Source organism: Rugamonas apoptosis (assembly GCF_014042355.1).
Taxonomy (GTDB): domain Bacteria; phylum Pseudomonadota; class Gammaproteobacteria; order Burkholderiales; family Burkholderiaceae_D; genus Rugamonas; species Rugamonas apoptosis.
This window is the reverse complement of sequence record NZ_JACEZU010000002.1, coordinates 333,468-358,728: the sequence shown is the minus strand read 5'-3', so window position 1 is coordinate 358,728 and position 25,261 is coordinate 333,468. Positions and strand designations below refer to the sequence as shown.

The 25,261-nt window shown below is 65.4% G+C and carries 19 protein-coding genes; 12 read left to right on the top strand and 7 right to left on the bottom strand.

Annotated elements, in window-relative coordinates:
- Positions 1–32: 32 nt before the first annotated feature.
- A complete protein-coding gene (locus H3H39_RS05310) occupies positions 33–1,031 on the bottom strand; it encodes a response regulator (protein WP_182152265.1) in 999 nt (332 codons plus the stop codon).
- 3 nt (positions 1,032–1,034) lie between these two features.
- Entirely contained in the window at positions 1,035–2,312 is a 1,278-nt protein-coding gene (locus tag H3H39_RS05305) for a sensor histidine kinase (RefSeq protein WP_182152263.1), read from the bottom strand.
- Positions 2,313–2,470: 158 nt separating this feature from the next.
- On the opposite strand from H3H39_RS05305, the gene cqsA reads away from it, so the two are divergent.
- The 4 genes from cqsA (at position 2,471) to H3H39_RS05285 (ending at position 7,719) form a co-directional block, all read left to right on the top strand.
- On the top strand, positions 2,471–3,727 hold the full coding sequence (cqsA, locus tag H3H39_RS05300; RefSeq protein WP_182152262.1) for an alpha-hydroxyketone-type quorum-sensing autoinducer synthase: 1,257 nt from the start codon (positions 2,471–2,473) through the stop codon (positions 3,725–3,727).
- A 143-nt stretch (positions 3,728–3,870) separates the two neighbouring features.
- Positions 3,871–4,269 (top strand): group II truncated hemoglobin, encoded by a 399-nt coding sequence (locus H3H39_RS05295; protein ID WP_182152549.1) that lies wholly within the window; start codon positions 3,871–3,873, stop codon positions 4,267–4,269.
- 2 nt (positions 4,270–4,271) lie between these two features.
- Positions 4,272–5,627 carry a DNA recombination protein RmuC gene (locus H3H39_RS05290; protein ID WP_182152261.1) on the top strand — a complete coding sequence of 452 codons (1,356 nt, stop codon included), beginning with the start codon at positions 4,272–4,274 and terminating at the stop codon, positions 5,625–5,627.
- Positions 5,628–5,724: 97 nt separating this feature from the next.
- Positions 5,725–7,719, top strand: coding sequence for an acyl CoA:acetate/3-ketoacid CoA transferase (locus H3H39_RS05285; protein ID WP_182152259.1), 1,995 nt, complete (start codon positions 5,725–5,727; stop codon positions 7,717–7,719).
- Between the two features lie 45 nt (positions 7,720–7,764).
- Here H3H39_RS05285 and moeA read toward each other — a convergent pair whose 3' ends face one another.
- The 4 genes from moeA to H3H39_RS05265 form a co-directional block, all read right to left on the bottom strand.
- Complete coding sequence (gene moeA / locus H3H39_RS05280; protein WP_311196858.1) at positions 7,765–9,663, bottom strand: molybdopterin molybdotransferase MoeA; 1,899 nt, start codon at positions 9,661–9,663, stop codon at positions 7,765–7,767.
- Between the two features lie 7 nt (positions 9,664–9,670).
- Complete coding sequence (gene moaA, locus H3H39_RS05275) at positions 9,671–10,780, bottom strand: GTP 3',8-cyclase MoaA (protein ID WP_182152256.1); 1,110 nt, start codon at positions 10,778–10,780, stop codon at positions 9,671–9,673.
- A 56-nt stretch (positions 10,781–10,836) separates the two neighbouring features.
- A complete protein-coding gene (chrA, locus tag H3H39_RS05270) occupies positions 10,837–12,174 on the bottom strand; it encodes a chromate efflux transporter (RefSeq protein ID WP_182152255.1) in 1,338 nt (445 codons plus the stop codon).
- A 146-nt stretch (positions 12,175–12,320) separates the two neighbouring features.
- A complete protein-coding gene (locus H3H39_RS05265) occupies positions 12,321–15,374 on the bottom strand; it encodes an Rne/Rng family ribonuclease (RefSeq protein ID WP_182152254.1) in 3,054 nt (1,017 codons plus the stop codon).
- A 673-nt stretch (positions 15,375–16,047) separates the two neighbouring features.
- On the opposite strand from H3H39_RS05265, the gene H3H39_RS05260 reads away from it, so the two are divergent.
- The 4 genes from H3H39_RS05260 (at position 16,048) to H3H39_RS05245 (ending at position 19,236) form a co-directional block, all read left to right on the top strand.
- Positions 16,048–17,040: an RluA family pseudouridine synthase gene (locus tag H3H39_RS05260; protein WP_182152253.1), complete on the top strand. Its 993-nt coding sequence runs from the start codon at positions 16,048–16,050 to the stop codon at positions 17,038–17,040.
- 79 nt (positions 17,041–17,119) lie between these two features.
- Positions 17,120–17,779 (top strand): HAD-IIIA family hydrolase, encoded by a 660-nt coding sequence (locus tag H3H39_RS05255; RefSeq protein ID WP_182152252.1) that lies wholly within the window; start codon positions 17,120–17,122, stop codon positions 17,777–17,779.
- Positions 17,780–17,781: 2 nt separating this feature from the next.
- Positions 17,782–18,171 (top strand): Rieske (2Fe-2S) protein, encoded by a 390-nt coding sequence (locus tag H3H39_RS05250; protein WP_182152251.1) that lies wholly within the window; start codon positions 17,782–17,784, stop codon positions 18,169–18,171.
- A gap of 45 nt (positions 18,172–18,216) precedes the next feature.
- Positions 18,217–19,236: a S49 family peptidase gene (locus H3H39_RS05245; RefSeq protein ID WP_182152250.1), complete on the top strand. Its 1,020-nt coding sequence runs from the start codon at positions 18,217–18,219 to the stop codon at positions 19,234–19,236.
- A 157-nt stretch (positions 19,237–19,393) separates the two neighbouring features.
- Here the strand turns inward: H3H39_RS05245 and H3H39_RS05240 are convergent, their stop codons facing one another.
- Positions 19,394–19,798: a hypothetical protein gene (locus H3H39_RS05240; protein ID WP_220461436.1), complete on the bottom strand. Its 405-nt coding sequence runs from the start codon at positions 19,796–19,798 to the stop codon at positions 19,394–19,396.
- Between the two features lie 217 nt (positions 19,799–20,015).
- Between H3H39_RS05240 and H3H39_RS05235 the strand changes: the two genes are divergently transcribed.
- From H3H39_RS05235 to flhA, 4 genes are all read left to right on the top strand, one after another.
- On the top strand, positions 20,016–20,732 hold the full coding sequence (locus H3H39_RS05235; protein WP_182152249.1) for a pseudouridine synthase: 717 nt from the start codon (positions 20,016–20,018) through the stop codon (positions 20,730–20,732).
- 65 nt (positions 20,733–20,797) lie between these two features.
- Positions 20,798–21,799 (top strand): fumarylacetoacetate hydrolase family protein, encoded by a 1,002-nt coding sequence (locus tag H3H39_RS05230; RefSeq protein WP_182152248.1) that lies wholly within the window; start codon positions 20,798–20,800, stop codon positions 21,797–21,799.
- Positions 21,800–21,880: 81 nt separating this feature from the next.
- Positions 21,881–23,065, top strand: a complete 1,185-nt coding sequence (flhB, locus tag H3H39_RS05225; RefSeq protein WP_182152247.1) for a flagellar biosynthesis protein FlhB — start codon at positions 21,881–21,883, stop codon at positions 23,063–23,065.
- A complete protein-coding gene (gene flhA / locus H3H39_RS05220) occupies positions 23,062–25,173 on the top strand; it encodes a flagellar biosynthesis protein FlhA (protein ID WP_311196857.1) in 2,112 nt (703 codons plus the stop codon). Before flhB ends, flhA begins: the two co-directional genes overlap by 4 nt.
- The last annotated feature ends 88 nt before the right edge of the window (positions 25,174–25,261 follow it).

Here is a 25,261-nt window from a genome sequence, read left to right as displayed (position 1 = left end):
CGCGCCGGCCGGCGCCCGCCGTCACGCCGCCATCAGGCAGGTTCGTGTTGCTCCTGCAGGAACTGGGCGTAGGAGAACAAGGGGCCATCGAAGTAATGGGCGGGCAGCGGGAACAGCGCCCAGTAATAGGTTTCCCGGCCCTGGCAAACCTGGGCCGGCTGGCAATAGCGGTGCCAGTGCTCGCCCACGGCACTGGAATACATGCCGTCGCCATCGGCATCGCTGAAGAAGGGAATCACGCGCCGCTCTTGCAGCGCGTTCAGCAGCGACGGCGGCGCTTCGCTGTCGCGCGCGATCTCATACTGCGCGCTCATGCCCTGTTCCGTCTCGATCATCATCAGCGTGGGGTGGCCGGCCTTGTCGAAGAACAGGATGCCGGTCGGGTTGGGGAAGATGTAGTGTTCGACGAAGCCCTTGCTGCGGCTCAGTTCCTCCACCAGTTGCACCAGGGCCGGATCACCGAGGAACTGGTAGTTGTGCAGCACCACCATCTCGCGCAGCGTTTCCGACTGTTCCACGAAGTAGGCTTTTTGCAGGGCGGCGATCTCGATTTCCAGGATGTCGAGCGCGTTATCGTCGCTCTTTTTGATGTAGCGGTCGATCAGGCCGCGGTTGAAGGCGGTGACAGCGATCTTCTCGTCGGCCGCGCCGGTAAACAGGATCTTCTTGCAGGGCAGGTGCTGCACCGCCTGGCAGAACTCCAGCCCGTTCATCTGCGGCATCGAATAATCGACTACCAGCACGGACGGCGTGGCGAAGCGCTGGCGCTGTTCGCTGATGCGGTAGATGCGCTCCAGGTCGAGCGCCACATTGCACTGGTCGGGCGGCTGGTTTTGCGTGTCGAAATTGACGTGCAGCGGCACCTCGTCGCCGGGCCGGCTCTGGGTCAGCCAGTCCAGCGCCACGCTGGTGTCGTGGAAGGTCTTGCTGGCGAGCATGGGGTCGAGCTGGAACGACAGGCTTTTCAGGAACGAGTCGCTGTCGTCCACCAGGACAGTCAGGGTCGGATGAGTATAAACGGGCAATTGCATGGTTCACCTAAGGTCTGCTGCACTAAACGTAGGAAATTCCAGGATGAAGATCGCGTAGGCGGTCTCCCGCGAGACACAGCGAATAGTAGCATCCCATGCCTCCATGATTTCTTTGCATAGCGCAAGACCTATTCCTGTGCCGTTATGCGCGGGGTAGGAATAGAAGCGGCGGAAGATCAGCGGCAACTGGCGCGGCGCCACGCCGCAGGCGGTGTCGATGAACAGCAGGCGCGGCGTGGGTCGGGCGCCGTCGATCACGATCCGCACCCGGCCCTTGCCGGCGCGGTGGATGGCCTTGAGGGCGTTGCGCAGCAGATTGAGCAGGATCACCACGGTCAGCTCGTTCTGGCCGGCGAAGCGGAAGTCGTGCCGCACTTCGCACACGACGGTCTGGCGCTGGCTGGCGCTGGTGAACGGATAGCGCTGCAGCACCGCGTTCACCGCCTCGGCCATGGAGACGGACTCGGTGGGCCGCAGGTTGCGGTTGACGGCCGTGGCGCTGAGCAGGAACAGGTCGATCATGTGGTGCATATGGCGCACTTCGAACTGGATGCGGCCCAGCGCGTCCAGCCGGCCGGCGCCATCGCCACCATTGGCGCCATTGCGCGCCAGCCGGCCCAGGCCGCGCACGTTGGCGTCCACGCTGGCCAGCGGGGTGCGCAGTTCGTGCGCCACCGTGGCCAGGCCGGCGCCCAGGCCGGCCAGCTTTTCCTGCTCCAGCACGTCGCGGCTGACCTTGGCCACGGACAGCACGGCGATGGTGAACCAGTGGATCGGCAATTGTTGCAGCACATTGCGGCTCAGCAATAAGTCGCCATGGCCGGGCACCACCACGGCCAGGCAGGCCGCCACCGTGCCGGCCACGTAGGCGCGGCAGGCCAGTCCCGTGTCGAAATGGAACAGCACCACCAGCGCGATCAACAGCGATTCGCCCCACACGCCCGAGGCGTGATTCATCAGGAACATGTAGCTGAAGAAGAAGGAAAAGTTGTAGCTGAGCGTCAGCAGCAGGTAGCGCTCCAGCCAGCGGCGGCTGAAATGGCGCGCCCGCAGGCCCAGCGCGCACAGCACCAGGCCGATGCCGCGCAGCGTCAGACTGTCATATTCCTGCGGAAAGAAATAGTGCCAGATCACGTAATACAGCGGCATGCCCACCGTGCCCATGGCCGCCAGCAACAGCACGCGGGCGGTGGTGTGTTCGTCGTGGCAATGGTAACGGCGCAGCGACAGCAGCAGGCCGTGTCGCCAGTGCTTCCACTGCGCGCGAGCAAGAGGGGGCATGGTGGTTTGATTTTTATCAAAATTTCATGATGCGCCGGATTCGCAACGGATCAGGGCCTTTCGCGCACCTCGTTGATCCGTATCAACCCCACTGCGTGACGAAACGGCAGTGTCTTGGGTGTAGTTCAAATAAAACAACCATTCCAGAAGAGGAATATATGTCCTTTGCTATCGCTCCGGCCCCCGCCCCCGTCCGCGCGCGCCTGCCTGCCGCCGAACATCATTTGCCCGACTACGTCACCAGCCGTATGGACGCCCATTACGTGCGCCGTATCGAACAATTGCTGGGAGGGGAGCATCCCCATGCCTGGCAACCCACCCCGGCTGACGCCATCATCCTGGCCGGGAACGACTATCTGTGCCTGGGCGGCGAGCCAGCCCTGGTGCGGGCGCAAGCCGAGCGCCTGGCCGGTGGCGCCGCATTGCTGATGTCGGCCGTTTACCTGCAGGAAGGCAGCCCCCAGCACCGGCTGGAACGCAAGTTCGCGGCGCTGATGGGCGCCGAGGACGGCATCCTGAGCCAATCGGGCTGGGCCGCCAACGTGGGGCTGGTGCAATGCCTGGCGGGTCCCGGCGTGCCCGTCTACCTGGATATGCAAGCCCACGCCTCGCTGTGGGAGGGCGTGCAGTCGGCAGGCGCCGAGGCCATCGCCTATCTCCACAACGACCTTGACCATTTGCGGCGCCAGGTGACCCGGCGCGGGCCCGGCATCATCGCCGTCGACGCCCTGTACAGCACCAACGGCAGCGTGGCCCCGCTGGTGGGACTGGTGGAACTGGCCGAGCACACCGGCTGCCTGCTGGTGGTGGACGAATCGCACTCGCTGGGCACCCATGGCCCGCGCGGGGCCGGACTGGTGGCGCAACTGGGCCTGGCCGAGCGCGTGCACTTCCGTACCGCCTCGCTGGCCAAGGCGTTCGCGGGCCGGGCCGGCATCATCACCTGCTCCAGCAAATTCAAGGGCTATTTCCTGTCCGAGTCGCGCCCCGCCATTTTCAGTTCCTGCCTGCTGGAGCACGAACTGGCCTGGTTCGACGCGGCCATCGACTTCGTGGCGGCGGCCGACGGCCGGCGCGCCGCGCTGGCCGGCATCGCCGCGCGCGTGCGGGCCGGGCTGGACGCGCTGGGCTACAACGTGAGCGACGGCACCGAGCAGATCATCGCGCTCGAAGCGGGCACCGAACCGCGCACGCTGGCGCTACGCAAGGCGCTGGAGCGGCAGGGTGTATACGGCGCCATGTTCTGCGCGCCGGCCACGGCCAAGAACCGCGCGCTGGTGCGCCTGACGCTGAACGCGGGGCTGGACCCGGCGCAGGAAGCGCGGGTGCTGGCCGGCTGCGCCGCCATCCGCGAGCAGGTGGAACTGGAGAGCTGGTCGTCCAGCCGCCGTTCGCGCCGGCTGGCGCTGGTGTGAGCTCGTCATGAGCCCGTCACGGGCCCGGCATGCGCCCCGCGTGAGCTGAACTCGAGCCCCAGGTGAGTCGAACGTGGGCCGGACGGGCGTCCATCGCGCCACCGGGGCCGCCGCGCTGTGATGGCGGCCCCGCGTGCGCTATGATGGGGGTTATGACTGAACCTCAAACTCTCTACGATGTGATCGGCGGCGAAACGCGCGTGCGCGAGATGGTCGACCGGTTTTACGACCTGATGGAACTGGAGCCGGAATTCGCGTTGCTGCGCGCCTCCCACCCGCCGTCGCTGGACAACGCGCGTGACCGCCTGTTCTGGTTCCTGTGCGGCTGGATGGGCGGGCCGGACGCCTATATTGAACGCTTCGGCCATCCCCGCTTGCGGGCGCGCCACATGCCGTTCGCCATCGGCACCCAGGAACGCGACCAGTGGCTGCGTGCCATGGCGTGGGCCATGGAGGACGTGGGCATCGCCGAAGACTTGCGGCTGCGGCTGATGGAATCGTTCTATCAGACGGCCGACTGGATGCGCAACAAGCCGGATTGACCATGACCACCACTGAATTCATCGTCCTGCTGGCCGTGGGTATCGCCGTCCTGGCCTTGCAGGTGCTGGCGTTGCTGCGCGCGCGCGGGCAGGCCAGCACGGGCGCGGGCGAGGCCGCGCTGGCCGAGCGCATTGAACGCGTGGAGCGGGAAGTGCGCATGCAGCTGCAGGCGACGGCCCAGGCCAGCCGCCAGGACATGGCGCAGTTGCTGGCGCAGGCGCAAGCGGCCAATGCCCAGCAGCTGGAAGCGATGCGGCGCCAGATCGATAGCCAGGGCCAGAGCGGGCGCGAGGAACAGGCGCAAAGCTTGAAGCGTTTTGGCGAGAGCATGAATCTGGCGCTGATCCGGCTGACGGAATCGAACGCGCAGCGCATGCTGGAAGTGCGCGCCACGCTGGAGGAGAAGATCCGCGACCTGCAGGCCGACAATGGCGCGCGGCTGGAGGAGATGCGCAAGACGGTGGATGAGAAGCTGCATGCCACGCTGGAGTCGCGCCTGTCGGCGTCGTTCCAGCAAGTGTCGGAACGGCTGGAACGGGTGCACCAGGGCTTGGGCGAGATGCAGCAGCTGGCGCTGGGCGTGGGCGACCTGAAACGGGTGCTGACCAATGTCAAGACGCGCGGCACCTGGGGCGAGGTACAACTGGAAATGCTGCTGGAACAGGTGCTGACGCCGGAACAGTATGCGCGCAACGTGGAGACCATCGCCGGCAGCGGCGCGCGGGTGGAGTTCGCGCTGCGCCTGCCGGGCCATGTGGAAGGCGGTCCGCCCGTGTGGATGCCGATCGACGCCAAGTTCCCCAAGGAGCAGTACGAACGCTTGCTGGATGCGGCCGAGCGGGCCGATGCCGACGGCGTGGCGGCGGCCGGACGCGAACTGGAACGGGCCGTGCGTGGCGAAGCGAAGACCATCGCCGACAAATACCTGGCGCCGCCGCATACGACGGATTTCGCCATCCTGTTCCTGCCCACCGAAGGCCTGTACGCGGAAGTGATGCGCCGCCCCGGCCTGGCCGACGAACTGCAACGCACCAACCGCATCAGCATCGCCGGTCCGTCCACGCTGTCGGCACTGCTCAACAGCCTGCAGATGGGCTTCCGCACGCTGGCGCTGGAAAAACGCTCGTCGGAAGTGTGGCAGGTGCTGGGTGCCGTGAAGACGGAGTTCTCCAAGTTCGGCGACGTGCTGTCGGCCACCAAGCTGACGCTGGAACGGGCCGCCAAGAATATCGAATCGGCCGAGACGCGCAGCCGCCAGATGGCGCGCAAGCTCAAGTCGGTGGAAGCTTTGCCCAGTGAGGCGGCGCAGCTGCTGCTGGGGCCTGACCAGGATGTGAATGAATCAGAAGTAGCGTAGGGAAGCGGCGCAGTAGAAGCAGCGAGTACAAGGAGTACAGCGGTACGGATCGATAGAGGGGAATCATCCCCCGGCGTCATTCTGAGCGGAGACTGTCATGCCTGTTCGTAGCCCGGATTTCTCGTCGCTGGCCATGCCGGCCGTGCGGCGCAACAAGATCGTGAGCGCGGCCGACGCCGTGGGCCTGATCCGCGACGGCGACACCATCGCCAGCGGTGGCTTTGTCGGCGTGGGCTTCGCGGAGAACATCGCGGTGGCGCTGGAGCGGCGCTTCCTGGCGCCCGACAGCGGCGGCCATCCACGCGACTTGACGCTGGTGTACGCGGCCGGGCAGGGCGACGGCAAGGAGCGCGGCCTCAATCACCTGGCCCACGAGGGCATGCTCAAGCGCGTGGTGGGCGGGCACTGGGGGCTGGTGCCCAAGCTGCAGCAGCTGGCCACCTCCAACAAGATCGAGGCGTACAACCTGCCGCAGGGCGTGATCAGCCAGCTGTTTCGCGACACGGCCGCCGGCAAGCCCGGCCTGCTCACGCATGTGGGCCTGGGCACCTTCGTCGATCCGCGCCACGGCGGCGGCAAGATCAATCAACGCACCACGGAGGAGCTGGTCGAGCTGATGACGGTGGGCGGCAAGGAACACCTGTTCTACAAGGCCCAACCCATTCACGTGGGCATCATCCGCGGCACCACGGCCGACGCCAACGGGAACGTGACCATGGAGCGCGAGGCGCTCACGCTGGAAGCGCTGGCCATCGCCATGGCGGCCCATAATTCAGGCGGTATCGTGATTGTGCAGGTGGAGCGCATCGCCGAACGGGGCACGCTGCCGCCGCGCGAGGTCAAGATTCCCGGCATCCTGGTCGATTGCGTGGTGGTGGCCGAGCAGCCCGAATACCACATGCAGACCTTCGCCGAACCCTACAGCGCGGCGTTCGCGGGCGAGCTGCGGGTACCGCTGGGGACACTGGCCACCATGCCTCTGTCCGAGCGCAAGATCATCGCCCGCCGCGCGCTGATGGAACTTAAGCCCAATTACGTCGTCAACCTGGGCATCGGCATGCCCGAAGGCGTGGCCGCCGTGGCGGCCGAGGAAAAGGTGTTCGACCTGGTGACGCTGACGGCGGAACCGGGCGTGATCGGCGGGCTGCCGGCCGGTGGCCTCAATTTTGGCGCCGCCACCAACGCCGACGCCATCATCGACCAGCCCTACCAGTTCGATTTTTATGACGGTGGCGGGCTCGATGTGGCTTTCCTGGGGTTGGCCCAGGCCGACCGCCACGGCAACCTGAACGTGAGCAAATTCGGTGAGCGGCTGGCCGGTGCGGGGGGCTTCATCAACATCAGCCAGAACGCCAAGAAGGTGGTGTTCGTGGGCACGTTTACGGCCGGCGCGCTGCAGGTGGCTGTGCGCGATGGGCAGTTGTGCATCTTGCGGGAAGGGCAGGCGCGCAAGTTCGTCGACGAGGTCGAGCACCGTACCTACAGCGGAGAATATGCGCTGCGGCGCGGCCAGAGCGCGCTGTACGTGACGGAGCGCTGCGTGTTCCGCTTGCAGCCGCAGGGACTGGAACTGATCGAGATCGCACCCGGCATCGACCTGGAGCGCGACATCCTGGCTCACATGAGCTTCCGGCCCGCCATCAGTGCCGGCTTGAAGACCATGGATGCGCGCATCTTTGGTACCGCCGCCATGGGCTGGCGGGCCGATTTCCTGGCGCGGCCACTGGAAGAGCGCCTCGTCTACGACCCGCAGCAGCAACTGTTCTTCGCCAATTTCGAGGGCTATGAAGTGGCCGACCGGGCCACCATCGAAGCCATACGGGCATTGGTGGCGCAGCGGCTCGAAGGATTGGGGCACAAGGTGCCGGCCGTGATCAACTACGACAATTTCTCGATCGCGCCGGACCTGATGGACGACTACGTGGCCATGGTCAACGGCCTGCACGAGCGCTACTACAGCAAGGTGACGCGCTTCGCCCACAGCACCTTCATGCGCGCCAGCCTGGGACGGGCGTTCCGGCGCGCGGCCACCGATCCTTCGTTGTATGCCGATCCGGCCGAGGCGCTGGCGCGATTACAGAAAGACGAGTAGGGACGAACCGCCGGGACCAATAGCTGGGACGAACCGCGGCGTCGCTTACAGCAAGCCTTCGAACGGCAGCACGTCGACCATGTCACCTTCGGCCACGTTGCCCTGGTCGTCGCGCAGCACCACCATGCAGTTGGCTTCCGACATGGAGCGCAGGATGCCCGAGCCCTGGGCGCCCGTGAGGCGCACTTGCGGCTGGCCGTCCGCGCCAGTGCTGAGCACACCGCGCTGGAATTCGCTGCGGCCGGGACGCTTGCGGATGCCGGACTGGGCGCGCGCGCGCAGCAGCGGCAGCGGGGCGTTGGCGCCCATCATGTGCAGCAGGGCGGCGCGGGCGAAGAAGTAGAACGACACCATCACCGCGACCGGATTGCCGGGCAGGCCGAACAGCCAGGCGCTGCGGCCGTTGGACAGTATCTTGCCGAAGGCGAGCGGGCGGCCGGGGCGCATGTTGAGCTTCCAGAACGCCACGTCGCCCAGGCGCGCCATCATGGCGCGCGTGTAGTCGGCCGCGCCGTCGGACACGCCACCCGAGGTGATGATGGCGTCCGCGTTCTCGCAGCCGCTGCGCAGCGCCGCTTCCAGCGCCACCGTGTCATCTTTGACGATGCCCATGTCGATCACGTCGCAACCAAGCCGTTGCAGCATGCCGAACAGGGTGTAGCGGTTGCTGTCGTAGACGCAGCCCGTGTCGAGCGTCTCGCCGACCGAGCGCAGCTCATCGCCGGTGGAGAAGAAGGCCACCCGCAGGCGGCGCTGCACGGCCACTTCGGCCAGGCCGAGCGAGGCGATCAGTCCCAGGTCGGCCGGGCGCACCAGCTTGCCGCGCGCGATGGCCACGCCGCCTTCGGCCAAATCCTCGCCCTTGAAGCGGCGGTTGTCGCCCGCGCGCAGCACGCCGGCCGCGATGGTGACCGTGCCGTCGCCGATGGCGGCGGCCAGTTCCTGCGGCAGCACCGTGTCGCAGCCTTCCGGCATGGCGCCGCCGGTCATGATGCGCACGCACTGGCCGGCGCCGCAGGCCAGCGCCGTGGGGCGGCCCGCGTAGACGATGCCGATCACGTCCAGCGTCACGTTGCCTTCCTGCGGCAGGTCGGCGCCGCGCAGCGCGTAGCCGTCCATGGCCGAATTGTCGTAGGCCGGCACGTTGATGGGCGAGATCACATCCTGCGCCAGCACCCGATCGAGGGCGCTGCGCAGCGCCACTTTTTCGGCCGACTGAATGGGGGTGATGAAGTCGCCGATGATGCGCTGGGCGTCGCGCACGGACATGGCGTCGGGGTCGTAGGCGTCCAGGCAACTGGCCACGGCAGCCAGCGTGAGCGGCTGGTCGGCCTGGCCGTTGGCCGCTTCAAGCTGCTGCAGCTCGCCCAGTGTGTTGATGTTGCGGAAGGCGGCGGCGTCCTCGAACACCACTTCGGCCAGGCGCAGCGATTTGTACCAGCCTTCCATGCGGCGCGCGCCGGTGGCCAGGTAGGCATCCAGTTGCGGCAGCAGGCCGGCGCGCAGCAGCGCGAACACGGGATGGAGCTGGCGCTGGACCACGCCTTGCTCGTCCGCTTCCAGCGTGACGGCCACGGCCACCTCCGCATCCTGCGACTGCAGGGCGCTGGCCAGGCGTTGGGCCAGGTCGGGCGGCAGGAAGGGCGAATCGCAGGGCGCCGTCAGCAGCAGTTCCGTGGCGCAGTGGCGCAAGCCCGTTTGCAGGCCGGCCAGCGGGCCTTCGAAGCCGGTCAGCTCGTCGCTGAGCACGGGACAGCCATATTCCTCGTATTGGGGCAGGTTGCGGTTGGCGTTGATGGCCACGCTGGCCACCTGGGGCGCCAGCCGTTGCAGCACATGGGCCGCCAGCGTGCTGCCACGGAATGGCTGCAAGCCCTTGTCCACACGGCCCATGCGGGTGCCACGACCACCGGCCAGTATCAGGCCACTTACCTTGCTGTTCAAAGACAAACTATCCCCCGATGTAAGACATTTCAACTTTTTTGGTTCGCTCGCCCAGTCCGCTGGTGTGCTGCGTGCGCGTTTCCGAATAGCGGTCGGCGCGCGCGCGCCACAGCAGCGCGATGGCGCCGGCGATGTCGTCGTCGCTGTGGCCGCCGCGCAGCAGGGCGCGCAAGTCGTGGCCATGGCTGGCGAACAGGCAAGTATACAACTTCCCTTCCGTCGACAGGCGGGCCCGCGTGCAATCGCTGCAAAACGCCTGGCTCACGCTGGAGATCAGGCCGATTTCGCCGCCGCCGTCCGCATACCGCCAGCGGGCCGCCGTCTCGCCCGTGTAGTTGGGGTCGGCCGGCAGCAGCGGCAATTCGGCGTGGATGCGGCGCCGCACTTCCGCCGAGGGAATCACTTCGTCCAGGTTCCAGCCGTTCGAGGCGCCCACGTCCATGTATTCGATGAAGCGCAGGATGTAGGGCGTATTTCTGAAGTGGCGCGCCATGGGCAGGATCTGGTCGTCGTTCATGCCCCCCTTGACCACCATGTTGACCTTGATCGGGCCCAGTCCCACCTGGTGCGCCATGTCGATACCCTTGAGCACGTCCTCGACGGCAAAGTCGACGTCGTTCATGCGCTTGAAGATGGCGTCGTCCAGCGCGTCCAGCGACACGGTGACCCGGCGCAGGCCGGCATCCTTGAGCGATTGGGCTTTCCTGGCCAGCAGCGAGCCGTTGGTGGTCAGCGTCAGGTCGAGCGGCTGGCAGCTGACGGTCTTCAGCTCGCTGAGCATGCCGACCAGCCGTTCCACATCCTTGCGCAACAGCGGTTCGCCGCCCGTCAGGCGGATTTTCTCGACCCCATGGGCCACGAACAGGCGGGCCACGCGGGTGATCTCCTCGAACGAGAGCAGCGAACTGTGCGGCAGGTAGCTGTAATTCTGGTCGAACACGGCCTTGGGCATGCAGTACACGCAGCGGAAGTTGCAGCGGTCGGTGACGGAGATGCGCAGGTCGTGCAAGGGACGGGCAAGCTGGTCCGTCACGCGGCCGGTGGGCGCTTCCGGCACGGCGGGGATGGCTGGCACCTGATGGCGCTGGTTGGCCACGAAAATGATTTTTTCAGTCATGAATGATTACACAATTACTGCCGGGTACAGCAAAGAACACGGGCATCAGGATGCCGCTAACGGAGATACGATAGCACGAGGCCGCAGATCGCACAGGCCAGTATCAGCTTGATCGTTCCCATCTGGTAGCGCAGCAAGGCGATACTGGCCATACCGCCCAGCAATACCGCCCGCAAGTCGAGGTGCGGCGTTGGGGTATCCAGCCAGAATACATGCATGCCGAAAAACACGGCCAGGCTGACGATCACGCCCACCACGGCGGCGGAAATGGCCGTCAGCGGGGCGGTCATGCGGATATTGTCGCGCGTCGCTTCCACCAGCGGGCCGCCGGCCAGGATGAACAGGAAGGAGGGCAGGAAGGTGAAGAAGGTGGCCACCGTGGCGCCCGCCGCGCCGGCCGCCAGCAGCTTGGTGCCGAACACGGCCTTGCTCCACGCGCCCACGAAACCGACGAAGGCGACCACCATGATCAACGGGCCGGGCGTGGTCTCGCCCAGCGCCAGGCCATCGATCATTTGCGCCGGCAGCAGCCAGTGGAAGTTGTCCACGGCGCCTTGGTAGACATAAGGTAACACCGCATAGGCGCCGCCAAAGGTCAGCATGGCGGCCTTGGTGAAGAACCAGCCCATTTGCGCCAGCGGCGCGCGCGCGCCGGTGGACAGGGCCAGCGCCAGCCACGCCAGCGTGCCCAGCGCGCAGCCGGCCAGGGCCACGCGGAGCAGGGCCGGCCAGGAGAAGCGGGCATGATCTGGTGTGGGGCTGTCGTCGTCGATCAGGGCCGGGCCGTAGGATGCGGCTTGGCCGGGATGGCCGCCGCCCACCTGGAACAGCGCCGGCCAGGACCGGCCGCCGATCAGTCCGATCAGCGCCGCGCCGGCGACAATGAGCGGAAATGGCAGATGAAACAGGGTGATGGCGACAAAAGCGGCGGCGGCCAGCGCGATCAGCGCGCCATTTTTCAGGGTTCGTTTGCCGATGCGCCAGGCCGCCGCCAGCACGATGGCGACCACGGCCGGTTTGATGCCGTACAGCACCGCCGCGACCGCCGGTACGCTGCCGTAGGCCATGTAGATCCACGATAAAGCGGTCAGGATCAGTAGCGATGGCAAGACGAACAGGACGCCGGCGACGATGCCGCCGCGCGTCTTGTGGAGCAGCCAGCCGATGTAGATGGCCAGTTGGGTCGCTTCCGGGCCGGGCAGCAACATGCAATAGTTCAGCGCGTGCAGGAAGCGCTGTTCGGAGATCCAGCGGCGCCGTTCCACCAGTTCCGTGTGCATCATGGCGATCTGGCCGGCCGGGCCGCCAAAGCTGATGAAGCCCAGCTTGAGCCAGTACCGGAATGCGGTGCGCAGGCTAACGGGGGCGGGACGGTGCAAGTCAGGCTGGTTCATCGGCGTGGCATCCTGTCATGGGCGGGAAATCAATGCGGCCCTCAGTCTGCCCGCAAAAGAGCGGCTTGGGAAGGGCGAAAAAAAGGGAAGCGCGCGGCTTCCCTTTTCTGTGTACAGCCGGCGGGGATGACCCCGCACGGCTGGACTTAACGGCGGGTGTCGACTTGCACCAGCGGCTCGTCCGCTTGCGGTGGCAGCGGCTTGCGCTCGCGTGGCACGCGCACGGGAGCCACTGCCTTGGCGGCGGCTTCCTGGGCGGCGCGCAGCTTGGCCGGGTCGGTGGCCGCCAGCGTCAGGCCGGCGGAGCCGAGTACGGCTTGCAGGTCGATCGGCGCTACCGGCGCGGCGGCCACCGGCGCTGGAGCAGGGGCGGGCGCTGCCACTGGCGCGGCGGCTGCCACCACCACTGGCTCGGCGACGACGGGTGCGGCCACGACGGGTGCGGCGACGACGGCTTCAACCGCAGGCGCGGCCGGAGCCACGGCCACGGCTTGCGCCACTTCGAAGGCTGGGGCAGCGACTTCGGCCACTTTGGCCACTTCGGCCACCACAGGCGCGGCGGCCTCGGTCACAGTAGCTGCGGCGGCTTCGACTACGGCTGCCGGTGCGACGGCGACTGGTGCCACTTCCACCACTGGCGCGACGACCGGTGCGGCTTCGGCCACTGGCGCGATGTGGGCCACGGGAGCGGCCGCTGCGACGACTTCCGCCACAGGGGCTGCCGGCTCGGCGGCGACCGCTGCCGGGGCAGCGGTTTCCACTGCTGGCGTGGCCACTGCCACTGGCGCCACGGCGGCGACGGTTTCAGCGTTCGTTTCCGGTGCCACGGTGAAGGTCACGACCGGTGCGTCACCTTCGTTGGCGCCCGCTTCCATGCCTTCGCCACCTTCGCGTTCGCGGCGGTTGCGGTTGCGGCCGCCACGACGGCGGCGGCGGCGCGGCTCTTCGCCGTCAGCGGCGTCCGATTCCTCACCTTCCGGACCCGTCAGTGGTGCCGTTTTCAGGATGGACGTTGCTTCGACGACAGGGCCGGTGCCTGCTGCCGCTGCCGCAGCCGCTGGTGCGACCACGGCGGCGCCGACAGCTGCCGTCAATGCCAATTCCTCCACTTTCGCTTCCGTTACCTGTGGCTTCTCGCCGCGTGGCTCACGGGGTGGGCGCGGTGGGCGCTCGGCGCGCTCGCCACGTTCGCCGCGCTCACGCTGGCCTTCGGCTGCCTGGTTTTCGCGTGGCTCACGGCCTTCACGGCCTTCGCGTGGTGGACGCGGTGGACGGGCTGGACGGCCGCTGTCGGCCGCCTTGGCGCCTTCTTCCTGGCTTGGGCGGGCGCCTGGTTCGCGCTCGTCGCGCTCGCGGCCGCCTGGCTTGCCGTTACGGCTGCGGCCGCGTGGGCCACGGGCGTTGCGGTCGCCGCGATCGGTCGGCACGGGCTTGACGACGATGGTCGGGGCCACCGGCATGACCGGCGCTGCCGGCTTGGCGCGGAAGAAACTGAACAGTTTGTCGAAGAAACCGGGTTCGGCCACTGGCTGGGCTGGCGCGGCGGCCTTGACCGGCTCGGCTGGCTTGGCGGTGCGCTCGACCATCGGCGCTGGCTGCTCCGGGGTGATGGTCTTGACCACGGCTTCCTGGCGCGGCTTGGCTTCTTCCTTCTGGCGCTTGCTGTAGGCCATGTCGGTTTCGGCCTGCTCGGCCAGCGTGTAGCTGGCCTGGCTGTCTTCCAGGCGTGGATCGTCGTGCTTGATGCGTTCCAGCTTGTAGTGCGGGGTGTCGAGGTGCTTGTTCGGGATCAGGATCACGGCGATGCGGTGACGGTTCTCGATCTTCAGCACTTCGCCGCGTTTTTCGTTCAGCAGGAAGGCGGCCACATCCACCGGCACTTGCACGTGGATGGTGGCCGAGTTTTCCTTCATGGCCTCTTCCTGGATGATGCGCAGCACCTGCAGGGCGGACGATTCCGTATCGCGGATGTGGCCGGTGCCGGAGCAGCGCGGACACGTCACGTGCGAACCTTCGGACAGCGAAGGGCGCAGGCGCTGGCGCGACAGTTCCATCAGGCCGAAGCGGGAAATCTTGCCCATCTGCACGCGCGCACGGTCATGGTGCAGCGCGTCCTTCAGGCGCTGTTCCACTTCGCGCTGGTTCTTGGCCACTTCCATGTCGATGAAGTCGATCACGATCAGGCCACCCAGGTCGCGCAGGCGCAGCTGGCGGGCCACTTCCTCGGCCGCTTCGCAGTTGGTGTTGAAGGCGGTGGTTTCGATGTCGGAGCCGCGGGTGGCGCGGGCCGAGTTGACGTCCACCGACACCAGCGCTTCGGTGTGGTCGATCACGATGGCGCCGCCCGATGGCAGCGGCACGGTGCGCGAGTAGGCCGTCTCGATCTGGTGTTCGATCTGGAAGCGCGAGAACAGCGGCACGTCGTCGCTGTAACGTTTCACGCGGTGCACCATGTCGGGCATCACGTGGCTCATGAACTGGTGGGCCTGCTCGTAGATGTCGTCCGTGTCGATCAGGATTTCACCGATGTCGGGCTGGAAGTAATCGCGGATGGCGCGGATCACCAGCGACGATTCCTGGTAGATCAGGAACGCGCCCGAGGCCGATTTGCCGGCCCCTTCGATGGCGCGCCACAGTTGCATCAGGTAATTCAAGTCCCACTGCAGCTCTTCCACATTGCGGCCGATGCCGGCCGTGCGGGCGATCACGGACATGCCTGGCGGCAAGTCCAGCTTGTCCATGGTTTCGCGCAATTCCTGGCGCTCTTCACCTTCGACCCGGCGCGACACGCCGCCGCCGCGTGGATTGTTGGGCATCAGGACCAGGTAGCGGCCCGCCAGCGAGACGAAGGAGGTCAGGGCCGCGCCTTTGTTGCCGCGCTCTTCCTTTTCCACCTGCACCATGATTTCCTGGCCTTCGCGCAGGGCTTCCTTGACGGAGGCGTTGCGTACGTCCACGCCTTCGCGGAAGTAGGTACGGGCCACTTCCTTGAACGGCAGGAAACCGTGGCGGTCTTCGCCGTAGCTGACGAAGCACGCTTCCAGCGACGGCTCGATACGGGTGATCACGCCTTTGTAGATGTTGGACTTGCGTTGCTCGCGTCCGGCCGTCTCGATGTCGATGTCGATCAGTTTCTGGCCATCGACGATCGCTACACGCAGCTCCTCTTGTTGCGTAGCATTAAACAACATGCGTTTCATTTTTATTAACTCCGCGACCCTATGGGCCATCTCAATGCCGCTCCGTGGAGCGGCGAAGGTACAGGGATATACGCGAGAATTAACATGGTTGCGGTGGGTATGCCCTGATGGGCGGCGCAGCAACGTAGGTTGCGGCCGCCACTGGGCGCATGAGGTCGATCGACATGCCGAGTACCCGCGTCACCTGCGATTCTTCCATGCGGCCCGCGTGGGCGGGGGGCAGAGAACGCAGGCGGTGGGCAGCGTCGATGAGCCAGATCCTGGCCGTGCTTACGTGACAAGTACTACAACTTCGACAACTAGGCTTGTTTCAGCCTTCCGTCATTAGCTTGCAACTAAGCATGGGGTCTGGCGAAAACGGCAAGCGTTATCAACTTCATTAACCAGCGAGCACAACTCTTGATCATGCTTGCCGGCGTTATCCTTACAATCCAACCATCCTAATTCAGCACTCTTGCGCGCCATCCGATTACAACGACGGTGCAACCTTGATCCGCGCAGGGGTGGTGCGTATACATTTTTTCCTCTGAATTTGCAATTTGGCGAGGCCAGTGGAGACGCCCCTGTGTAAAATATGCTTTTATTCTTACACTTGCAGCAGCATGAACCGCCGCTAAATGATTATATATTCAAAATGAAGGACTTAGAGAGATTTTCTGGGAAGACAGAGCAAATGAAGATGCAAAACGATGTTGTTCCCCCTTCAACACAGGTTCCGCCGCAAGCACAATTCGTCACAATCACGGAAGAAGAGGCCGGTCAGCGCATCGATAACTACTTGTTGCGTGTATGCAAAGGCGTGCCGAAAAGCCATATCTATCGCATCCTGCGCTCGGGCGAGGTGCGGGTCAACAAGGGCCGGATCGATCAATTGTACCGCTTGGTACAAGGCGATATCGTCCGTATTCCACCGGTGCGGGTGGCCGACAAGGCCGACACCAGCACGGTGCCGGCGGCCGAATTCGACATCATCTACGAGGACCAGCAGTTGCTGGTGATCGACAAGCCGGCCGGAGTGGCCGTGCATGGCGGCTCGGGCGTGTCGTTCGGCGTGATCGAGCAGTTGCGGGCTTCACGCCCGCAAGCGAAATTCCTGGAACTGGTGCACCGGCTGGACCGCGATACGTCCGGCTTGTTGTTGCTCGCCAAGAAACGTACGGCGCTGACCAACCTGCACGAGCAAATGCGCGAAGGCCACACGGACAAGCGTTACCTGACCCTGGTGGCGGGCGACTGGAAGAACGCGCGCCAGCACGTGAAGTTGCCATTGCATAAATACACGACGGCCGATGGTGAACGCCGGGTGGCGGTGCAGGCCGATGGCTTGCCGTCGCACACGGTCTTCACCTTATTGCGCAAGTTCAAGGATTTCGCGCTGCTGGAGGCGGAGCTGAAAACGGGGCGCACCCACCAGATTCGCGTTCATCTGGCATCGTCTGGCTTCGCGATAGCAGGTGACGACAAGTACGGCGATTTCGCGCTCAACCGCGCCTTGCTGAAAGCCGACGCCACGCGCGGCGCGCTCAAGCGGATGTTCCTGCACGCCCATCAAATTACGTTTACGCACCCGGAAACTGGCAAATTGTTAACATTAAATGCGCCATTGGCCGCCGAATGTGAGCGTTTCTTGTTAAGCTTAGGGAAACCCCTTAACGCATCTAGCTAATATATATAGTGTCAGGCACGGCCATCCGCCGTCGCCGGGCATGGAATCAAGGAGCCGGCGCCAAACGCGGCCGGGAGACATGGCAAGAAAGCAATTTGACTTAATCGTATTCGATTGGGATGGCACGCTGATGGATTCCACATCGGCGATCGTGAAATGCATACAGGCGGCGGCCAAGGACCTCGGCTTGCCGATTCCCCGCGACGAGGCGGCCGCGCATGTGATCGGCCTGGGCCTGTCGGAAGCCATGCAGGCCGCCATGCCCGGCATCGACCCCAAATTCTATCCACGGCTGGTGGAGCGCTACCGCTACCATTACCTGTCGCGCGACCACGAGTTGACGCTGTTCAAGGGCGCGCGCGAGATGCTGGAGGAATTGGCGCAGCAAGCGTATTTCCTGGCCGTGGCCACCGGCAAGAGCCGGGTCGGGCTGAACCGGGCCTTGAACGACGCCGGCCTGCTGTCGCTGTTCGATGCTACGCGTTGCGCGGACGAAACATTCTCCAAGCCGCATCCGGCCATGCTGCAGGAACTGACGCGCGAGCTGGGCCAGGACATGAAGCGCACGGTGATGATCGGCGATACCACCCATGACTTGTTGATGGCCAACAATGCGGGTGCATCGGCCATCGCGGTCCAGTATGGCGCCCATCCGGTGGACCAGTTGGCCGCCTGCCAGCCGCTGTTCTCGGCCGCTTCCGTGACCGAGTTGCACCACTGGCTGAACGAGCACGCTTGACCATGAGCGACGTCAGCACTTCCAGCGCGCCGGAGATCCTGGTGTGCGCCGCCGATGCCGTGCTGGAAGGCGGCAAGGGCGTGCGCTTTCCCGTCACGGCCGGCGGCGAGGACGGCACCGGTTTCGTGGTGCGCTACCAAGGCAAGGTGTATGGCTACCTGAACCGCTGCGCCCACGTGCCCATCGAGCTGGACTGGGCCGAAGGCGAGTTCTTCGAGTCCAGCGGCCTGTACCTGATGTGTTCCACGCACGGCGCCATCTATGTGCCCGAGAGCGGTTTCTGCGCCGGCGGACCGTGCCGGGGCGGACGGCTGCGCCCCATCACGGTGATCGAACGCGACCAGCATATCTATTGGCAACCTGACGAGTATGTACGGCCGGCCTGTGCCTGAGCCGTCGCCGCCTTTCCATTCCATGTATTCCATCTGGCAGCAACCATGAGCGAAAATACGAGCGATAGCGCGTCCGAACGCGCGCCCATCCCGCCGGCGGCGCCGGCCAAGCCGGCCGCCGCGCCCACCAACTGGGAACGCGACGTGCTGGAAAAGCTGGTGTTCGCCACCTTGACCGAGCAGCGCGCCCAGCGCCGCTGGGGCATCTTCTTCAAGTTCCTGTTCCTGCTGGTGGTGCTGGTGGGGCTGGCCGCCTATTTCGATTTCAGCTGGCCCGGGGTGGACGGCGAGGCGCTGGGGCGCCATACGGCCCTGATCGAGATCGAAGGCGAAATCGACACGGAAGGCAGCGGTTCGGCCGCCGTCGTGATTCCGGCGCTGAACAAGGCGTTTTCCGACAGCGGCTCGGTGGCCGTGGTCCTGCATATCAACAGCCCCGGCGGCAGCCCGGTGCAGGCCGGCATGATCGTCGACGAGATCCGGCGCCTGCGCAAGGGCTATCCGGCCAAGCCGCTGTATGTGGTGGTGGACGAGATCTGCGCCTCCGGCGGTTATTACATCGCGGCCGCCGCCGACCGCATCTATGTGGACAAGGCCTCCATCGTCGGCTCGATCGGGGTGCTGATGGATGGCTTCGGCTTCACGGGCATCATGGAGAAGGCCGGCGTGGAGCGGCGGCTGTTGACGGCCGGCGAGAACAAGGGTTTCATGGACCCGTTCAGCCCGCTGACAGAAAAGCACAAGCAGCATGCCCAGGCCATGTTGGGCGAGATCCACCATCAGTTCATCGACGTGGTGCGCAGTGGCCGCGGCAAGCGCCTGAAGGAAACGCCTGACATGTTCTCCGGCCTGTTCTGGAGTGGCGCGCGGGCCATCGACATGGGCCTGGCCGACGACCTGGGTACGGTCGACAGCGTGGCGCGCGACGTGATCAAGGCGGAGGACATCATCGACTATACCCAGCATGAAGGCTTGCCGGAGCGGGTGCTGAAGAAATTCGGCGCCGCCATGGGGGCGGGCGCCGTCAAATCCGTGGTCGCGGGGGCGCGGCCGCTGCTCCATTGAGCGGCAATGTCAGGACGATTAACATTATTAATACGCCCTGGAATGGGCTTGTATATCGCTCACCTTGGTCTATAGTGGTGTTGTAGTTCTTTCCAAGGGAGGTCAGATTAACAGTTCAGATCGTTGTCCGCACTGTCTTGCCAAGCAGTTGATGGAACTACTCAACCGCATCGCGAATGCGGAGTAGAGAGAATTTCAATTCCTCGTCAATAGTCCCGCAATGGGGCTGAGAACAGCGGCGCAACGCCGCTGTTTTCATTGGCGCGTCCGTACGCGGCGTGGGCCGCTGCCGCTCCTGGGCCGCGAAACCACCCGCTTCCAGCCAGGCGCAGAACTGGCGTTGCAGGGCCGCGTGCCACTGGGCTTGCGGCCCCGGGTGGAGCGCGGCGGCCGTCCGCAAGTCGGCCGCCGTGTCGCCGCTGCACCAGCGCGACAATGCCAGCGCCGTGCGGTGCGCCGCGGCCGCTTCGGCGGCCACGGTGGTGGCGGGCGGATGCGGTTCGCCCTCCGTATCCTCAGCGCGGGATGGGGTAAGCTGGCGGTGTGGGGCGCGATTTGGCATGATACTTCCTTCGGCGGGCAGCCTGTCCGGTCTAACAACCTCTTCCGTTATTCCCAATTGGTGTTAGGCCGATTCCTAATGAAGTTTCAGTGTATCAACGCCAAGCGTAGGCTTATTGATTTGCATCAATAAAGTGTGGGGGCCGCCGTCCGGCGGGGCGGCGCCGGGCCGGGCCGCTTGCCTTCACGCTCGCAGCCGCATCTGTTAAAGTCTCGCCATGAGTAAATTATCCCTAGACCGCATCCTGCAATCGCAAGGATTTGGTACCCGCAAGTACTGCCGCTCCCTGATCGAGGACGGCGAAGTGAGCATCGCCGGCCAGGTGCAGGACAATTACCGCACCACGGTGGAAACGGATGGCCTGGTGCTGACCGTATTCGACGAGGAGTGGGTGTACCGCGAACACCTGTATATCGCCCTCAACAAGCCGGCCAATTTCGAATGCTCGCGCAAGCCCAGCCACCATCCCGGTGTGCTGACCTTGCTGCCTGAACAATTCACGTGGCGCGAAGTGCAGCCCGTGGGCCGGCTCGACCACGACACCACCGGCATGCTGCTGATGTCGGACGATGGTCCCTTCATCCATGCCCAGTCCTCGCCCAAGCGCCACGTGCCCAAGGTCTACCAGGCCACCACCCAGGACCCGGTGACGCCGGCGCTGGTGGCGCAGTTGCTGGCCGGCGTGCAGTTGCATGACGAGCCGGCGCCGCTGGCCGCCCTGGTGTGCGAGCAGCGCGGCGAGCACCTGTTGGAAATCGTGCTGGAGCAGGGCAAATATCACCAGGTCAAGCGCATGCTGGCGGCCGCCGGCAACCATTGCAGCGCGCTGCACCGTTCCGCCATCGGCACCCTGCAACTCGAATCGCTGGGCTTGGGCGAAGGCGAGTGGTGCTATCTGACGCCTGAACAACTGGCCTTGCTGGCGCCCGTCTAAACCCCGTTCCCGCCGTCCGTGCCGCCGCCTGGCGGCGCGGGCGTTGCATTTTTCCTCACGCATCCATGAAACTCGCCACTCTCAAAGACGGCACCCGCGACGGCCAACTGGCCGTCGTCGCGCGCGACCTGAAAACGGCCCAGCTGGCCGATGGCATCGCGCCCACCCTGCAGCGGGCGCTGGACGACTGGGCCTTCATCGCGCCCCAGTTGCAGCAGCTGTACCAGGACTTGAGTAATGGCCGCGGCCGCCGCAGCTTCGACTTCGATCCGGCGCGCTGCATGGCGCCGTTGCCGCGCGCCTACCAGTGGGCCGACGGTTCGGCCTACGTCAACCATGTGGAGCTGGTGCGCAAGGCGCGCGGCGCCGAGCTGCCCGCCTCGTTCTGGGAAGAGCCGCTGATGTACCAGGGCGGCAGCGACGACTTGCTCGGTGCGCGCGACGATATCGCGCTGTTCCATGAAGAGTGGGGCATCGATTTCGAAGCGGAAGTGGCCGTGATCACGGACGATATCCCCATGGGCGCCTCGCCCGACCAGGCTTACCAGCAGATCCGCTTGCTGGCGCTGGTCAACGACGTGTCGCTGCGCAACCTGATTCCGGACGAACTGGCCAAGGGTTTTGGTTTCCTGCAAAGCAAGCCGGCCACCAGTTTCTCGCCCGTGGCCGTCACGCCTGATGAGCTGGACGACGCCTGGAAGGGCGGCAAGGTGCACCTGCCGCTGCGGTCGACGTGGAATGGCAAGCTGGTGGGCCAGCCGCATGCGGGGGTGGACATGATCTTCAACTTTCCCCAGCTGCTGGCGCACCTGGCCAAGTCGCGCCGTATCCGGGCCGGCAGCATCGTCGGTTCCGGCACCGTGTCGAACAAGGACAGCAAGCGCGGCTACTCCTGTATCGCCGAGCAACGTTGCCTGGAAATCATCGCTGGCGGCGCGCCCGTCACGCCGTTCATGGCGTTCGGCGACACCATCCGCATCGAGATGCTGAACGGCGACGGCAAGTCCATCTTTGGCGCCATCGAGCAGACCGTGACCCGGGCCGATCCGGCCGGGAGCGGCAAATAGGCCCCCTTTTGCCATCCTGTTCCGCGCATAGCCATACGGCAATATCGCCTATGATGGCTAGCGTATCCACAGGAGCAGGCGATGGCTGAAGAAAGCGACGCAGAAAAGACCGAACCGGCGTCAGCGAAGCGCCTCGAGCAGGCGCGAGAAGAAGGCGACGTTCCCCGATCGCGTGAAGTGGCGACGTTCACCGTGCTGATGGTGGCCGGCGCCGGCCTGTGGCTGACCGGTTCCTCGCTGGTGCGCCAGCTGCGCTCGGCCATGGTGTCGGGCCTGGCGCTGGACCAGGAACAGATTTTTCATGCCGACGTGCTGCTGAACCGCATCGGTATCGACGTGGGCCGCGTGCTGCTGGCCTGTTTGCCGCTGGGCCTGGCCGTGATGCTGGTGGCGCTGGCGTCGCCGCTGCTGGTGGGCGGCTGGCTGTTCAGCGGCAAGGCTGTGACCCCCAATTTCGGCAAGCTCAATCCGATCAAGGGCTTGTCCAACCTGGTGTCGGCCAACGCGCTGGTGGAATTGCTCAAGGCGATCGCCAAGACGCTGGTGGTGGGGCTGGTGGCGTGGATGGTGGTGATGAAGCAAAAGGATGCCGTGCTGGGCCTGGCCGTGGAGCCGCTCAAGCTGGGCGCCGTGCATTTGCTGGACATGATCGCCATGAGCTTCCTGTTCATCGTCGGCGCGCTGGGCCTGATCGCCGCCGTCGATGGCCCGTATCAGATGTGGCACTACGCCAACAAGCTCAAGATGACGCGCCAGGAAATGATCCAGGAATCCAAGGAGTCCGACGGTAATCCCCAGATCAAGGCCAAGATCCGCCAGATGCAGCGCGAGATGGCCAAGCGCCGCATGATGGCCGACGTGCCCACTGCCGACGTGGTGGTGATCAACCCGACCCACTATGCCGTGGCGCTCAAATACGCCGACGGTTCGCGCGGCGCGCCGCGGGTGGTGGCCAAGGGTACCGATGAGGTGGCGGCCAAGATCCGCGAGATCGCCAAGGAAAACAAGGTCGCCATCCTGGAAGCGCCGCCACTGGCGCGTGCGCTGCACAAGCACACGGACATCGGCGACGAGATCCCGGAAGCCCTGTACGCGGCCGTGGCCGAAGTGCTGGCCTATGTGTTCCAGCTGCGCGTGTTCAGCAAACAGGGCGGCCATCGTCCCGACACCCCGACCAGGCTCGAGGTGCCACCCGAGCTGGATCCGCTCGACCCGGCCTACGCCAGCCGCAAGCTTAACGATACGAATAACGGAGCACCCGCATGAACGCCTTGAGCAACCTGAAACTGCCGGCCTGGATGCAGGGCCTGGCCAAAGGCGCCAACAAGAGCCTGGCCGCGCCCATCCTGATCATCATGCTGCTGGCGATGATGGTGCTGCCGCTGCCTGCGTTCGTGCTGGACTTGTTCTTCAGTTTCAATATCGCGCTGGCCATCATCGTGCTGCTGACCAGCCTGTACACGGTCAAGCCGCTGGACTTCATGGCTTTCCCCACCATTTTGCTGGTGTCGACCATGCTGCGCCTGTCGCTCAACGTGGCTTCCACCCGCGTGGTGTTGACGGAAGGCCATACGGGCGCCGATGCGGCCGGCAAGGTGATCGAAGCGTTCGGCCACTTCCTGATCGGCGGCAACTACGCGGTCGGTATCGTCGTGTTCATCATCCTGACCATCATCAACTTCACCGTCGTCACCAAGGGCGCGGGCCGTATCGCCGAGGTGGGCGCCCGTTTCGCGCTGGACGCCATGCCTGGTAAACAGATGGCGATCGACGCAGACCTCAACGCCGGCCTGATCGGCGAGGCCGAGGCCCGCAAGCGCCGCAGCGAAGTGGCGCAGGAAGCGGAATTCTACGGCGCCATGGACGGTGCCAGTAAGTATGTGCGCGGCGACGCCGTGGCCGGCATCCTGGTGACCGTCATCAACGTGGTGGGCGGGCTGCTGGTGGGCTTGCTGCAGCACGATATGGTGTTCGCCGACGCGATCAAGAACTACACCTTGCTGGCCATCGGTGACGGCCTGGTGGCGCAGATTCCGTCGCTGGTCATTTCCACGGCGGCCGGTATCGTCGTCTCGCGCGTGGCCAGCGAGCAGGACATTGGTGGCCAGGTGATCGGCCAGTTGTTCGCCAAGCCCCAGGTGCTGTACATCACGGGTGGCATCATCGGCGGCATGGGCTTGATTCCTGGCATGCCCAACCTGGTGTTCCTGCTGCTGGCCAGCATCCTGATCGGTTCGGGCTGGCTGCTGACGCGGCGCGCCACCGTTGCCGCCACGGCGGCCGAGGCGGCCCCGGAAGCGCCGCCGCCGGCCGCGCCGGAGCAGGAGGAGGCCACCTGGCAGGACATCATGCCGGTCGACACGCTGGGCCTGGAAGTGGGCTATCGTTTGATCCCGCTGGTGGACAAGACCCAGGGCGGCGAGCTGCTCAAGCGCATCAAGGGTATCCGCAAGAAATTCGCGCAGGAAGTGGGTTTCCTGGCGCCGCCGGTGCACATCCGCGACAACCTGGAATTGAAACCGTCGGCCTACCGCATCACGCTCAAGGGCGTGGAGGTGGGGACGGGCGAGGCCTTCAACGGCCAGTTCCTGGCCATCAATCCGGGCATGGCCAGCGGCACGCTGCCGGGCCTGGTGACCACCGATCCCGCCTTCGGCCTGCCGGCCACCTGGATCGATGCCGGCCTGCGCGACCAGGCCCAGAGCATGGGTTACACGGTGGTCGATGCCGGCACGGTGGTGGCCACCCATTTGAACCACCTGATCACGACGCACGCGTCGGAACTGCTGGGCCGGGCCGAGGTGCAAGCGCTGCTGGACCACCTGGGCAAGGACGCGCCCAAGCTGGTGGAGGACCTGGTGCCGAAGCTGGTGTCGCTGTCGACCTTGCAGAAAGTGTTGCAGAACCTGCTGGTCGAAGGCGTGCACATCCGCGACATGCGTTCCATCATCGAAACCTTGGCCGAGCATGCCGTGCACACCCAGGACCCGAACGACTTGACGGCGCTGGTGCGGATCGCGCTGGGAAGGGCCATCGTGCAGCAACTGTTCCCTGGCGCCGGCGAGTTGTCGGTGATGACGCTGGACAACCGCCTGGAGCGTTTGCTGATGCAGGCGCTGTCGGCCAGCGGACCGGATGGCGCCGGCATCGAACCGGGCCTGGCCGACACGATCGCCCAGCAAGCCCAGGCGGCCGCCAGCCAGCAGGAAGCGCTGGGGCTGACACCGGTGCTGCTGGTGCCGGGGCCGCTGCGCGCCTTGCTGTCGCGCTTCCTGCGCCGCGCCTTGCCGCAGCTGAAAGTGCTGTCGCACGCGGAGATTCCGGAAACCAAGACCATCCGGGTGACGTCGCTGGTGGGCGGGCAGCCGGCTTGATGGTGACGCACGGCCCCTTGCGCCCGCGCACGGGGCCGTATCGCGCGGAGCCTGAACTGGGCGCATGGCGCACGCTGCCGATGTGGCA

Excerpts from the sequence above, each read along its gene's own strand:
- chrA (WP_182152255.1), bottom strand. The coding sequence starts at position 12,174 with ATGAACCAGCCTGACTTGCACCGTCCCGCCCCCGTTAGCCTGCGCACC.
- H3H39_RS05260 (WP_182152253.1), top strand. The coding sequence starts at position 16,048 with ATGAAGATGCAAAACGATGTTGTTCCCCCTTCAACACAGGTTCCGCCG.
- cqsA (WP_182152262.1), top strand. The coding sequence starts at position 2,471 with ATGTCCTTTGCTATCGCTCCGGCCCCCGCCCCCGTCCGCGCGCGCCTG.
- H3H39_RS05285 (WP_182152259.1), top strand. The coding sequence starts at position 5,725 with ATGCCTGTTCGTAGCCCGGATTTCTCGTCGCTGGCCATGCCGGCCGTG.
- H3H39_RS05230 (WP_182152248.1), top strand. The coding sequence starts at position 20,798 with ATGAAACTCGCCACTCTCAAAGACGGCACCCGCGACGGCCAACTGGCC.
- H3H39_RS05295 (WP_182152549.1), top strand. The coding sequence starts at position 3,871 with ATGGGGGTTATGACTGAACCTCAAACTCTCTACGATGTGATCGGCGGC.
- H3H39_RS05245 (WP_182152250.1), top strand. The coding sequence starts at position 18,217 with ATGAGCGAAAATACGAGCGATAGCGCGTCCGAACGCGCGCCCATCCCG.
- H3H39_RS05240 (WP_220461436.1), bottom strand. The coding sequence starts at position 19,798 with ATGCCAAATCGCGCCCCACACCGCCAGCTTACCCCATCCCGCGCTGAG.
- H3H39_RS05290 (WP_182152261.1), top strand. The coding sequence starts at position 4,272 with ATGACCACCACTGAATTCATCGTCCTGCTGGCCGTGGGTATCGCCGTC.
- moaA (WP_182152256.1), bottom strand. The coding sequence starts at position 10,780 with ATGACTGAAAAAATCATTTTCGTGGCCAACCAGCGCCATCAGGTGCCA.
- H3H39_RS05255 (WP_182152252.1), top strand. The coding sequence starts at position 17,120 with ATGGCAAGAAAGCAATTTGACTTAATCGTATTCGATTGGGATGGCACG.
- H3H39_RS05235 (WP_182152249.1), top strand. The coding sequence starts at position 20,016 with ATGAGTAAATTATCCCTAGACCGCATCCTGCAATCGCAAGGATTTGGT.
- flhA (WP_311196857.1), top strand. The coding sequence starts at position 23,062 with ATGAACGCCTTGAGCAACCTGAAACTGCCGGCCTGGATGCAGGGCCTG.
- H3H39_RS05250 (WP_182152251.1), top strand. The coding sequence starts at position 17,782 with ATGAGCGACGTCAGCACTTCCAGCGCGCCGGAGATCCTGGTGTGCGCC.
- H3H39_RS05265 (WP_182152254.1), bottom strand. The coding sequence starts at position 15,374 with ATGAAACGCATGTTGTTTAATGCTACGCAACAAGAGGAGCTGCGTGTA.
- H3H39_RS05310 (WP_182152265.1), bottom strand. The coding sequence starts at position 1,031 with ATGCAATTGCCCGTTTATACTCATCCGACCCTGACTGTCCTGGTGGAC.
- flhB (WP_182152247.1), top strand. The coding sequence starts at position 21,881 with ATGGCTGAAGAAAGCGACGCAGAAAAGACCGAACCGGCGTCAGCGAAG.
- H3H39_RS05305 (WP_182152263.1), bottom strand. The coding sequence starts at position 2,312 with ATGCCCCCTCTTGCTCGCGCGCAGTGGAAGCACTGGCGACACGGCCTG.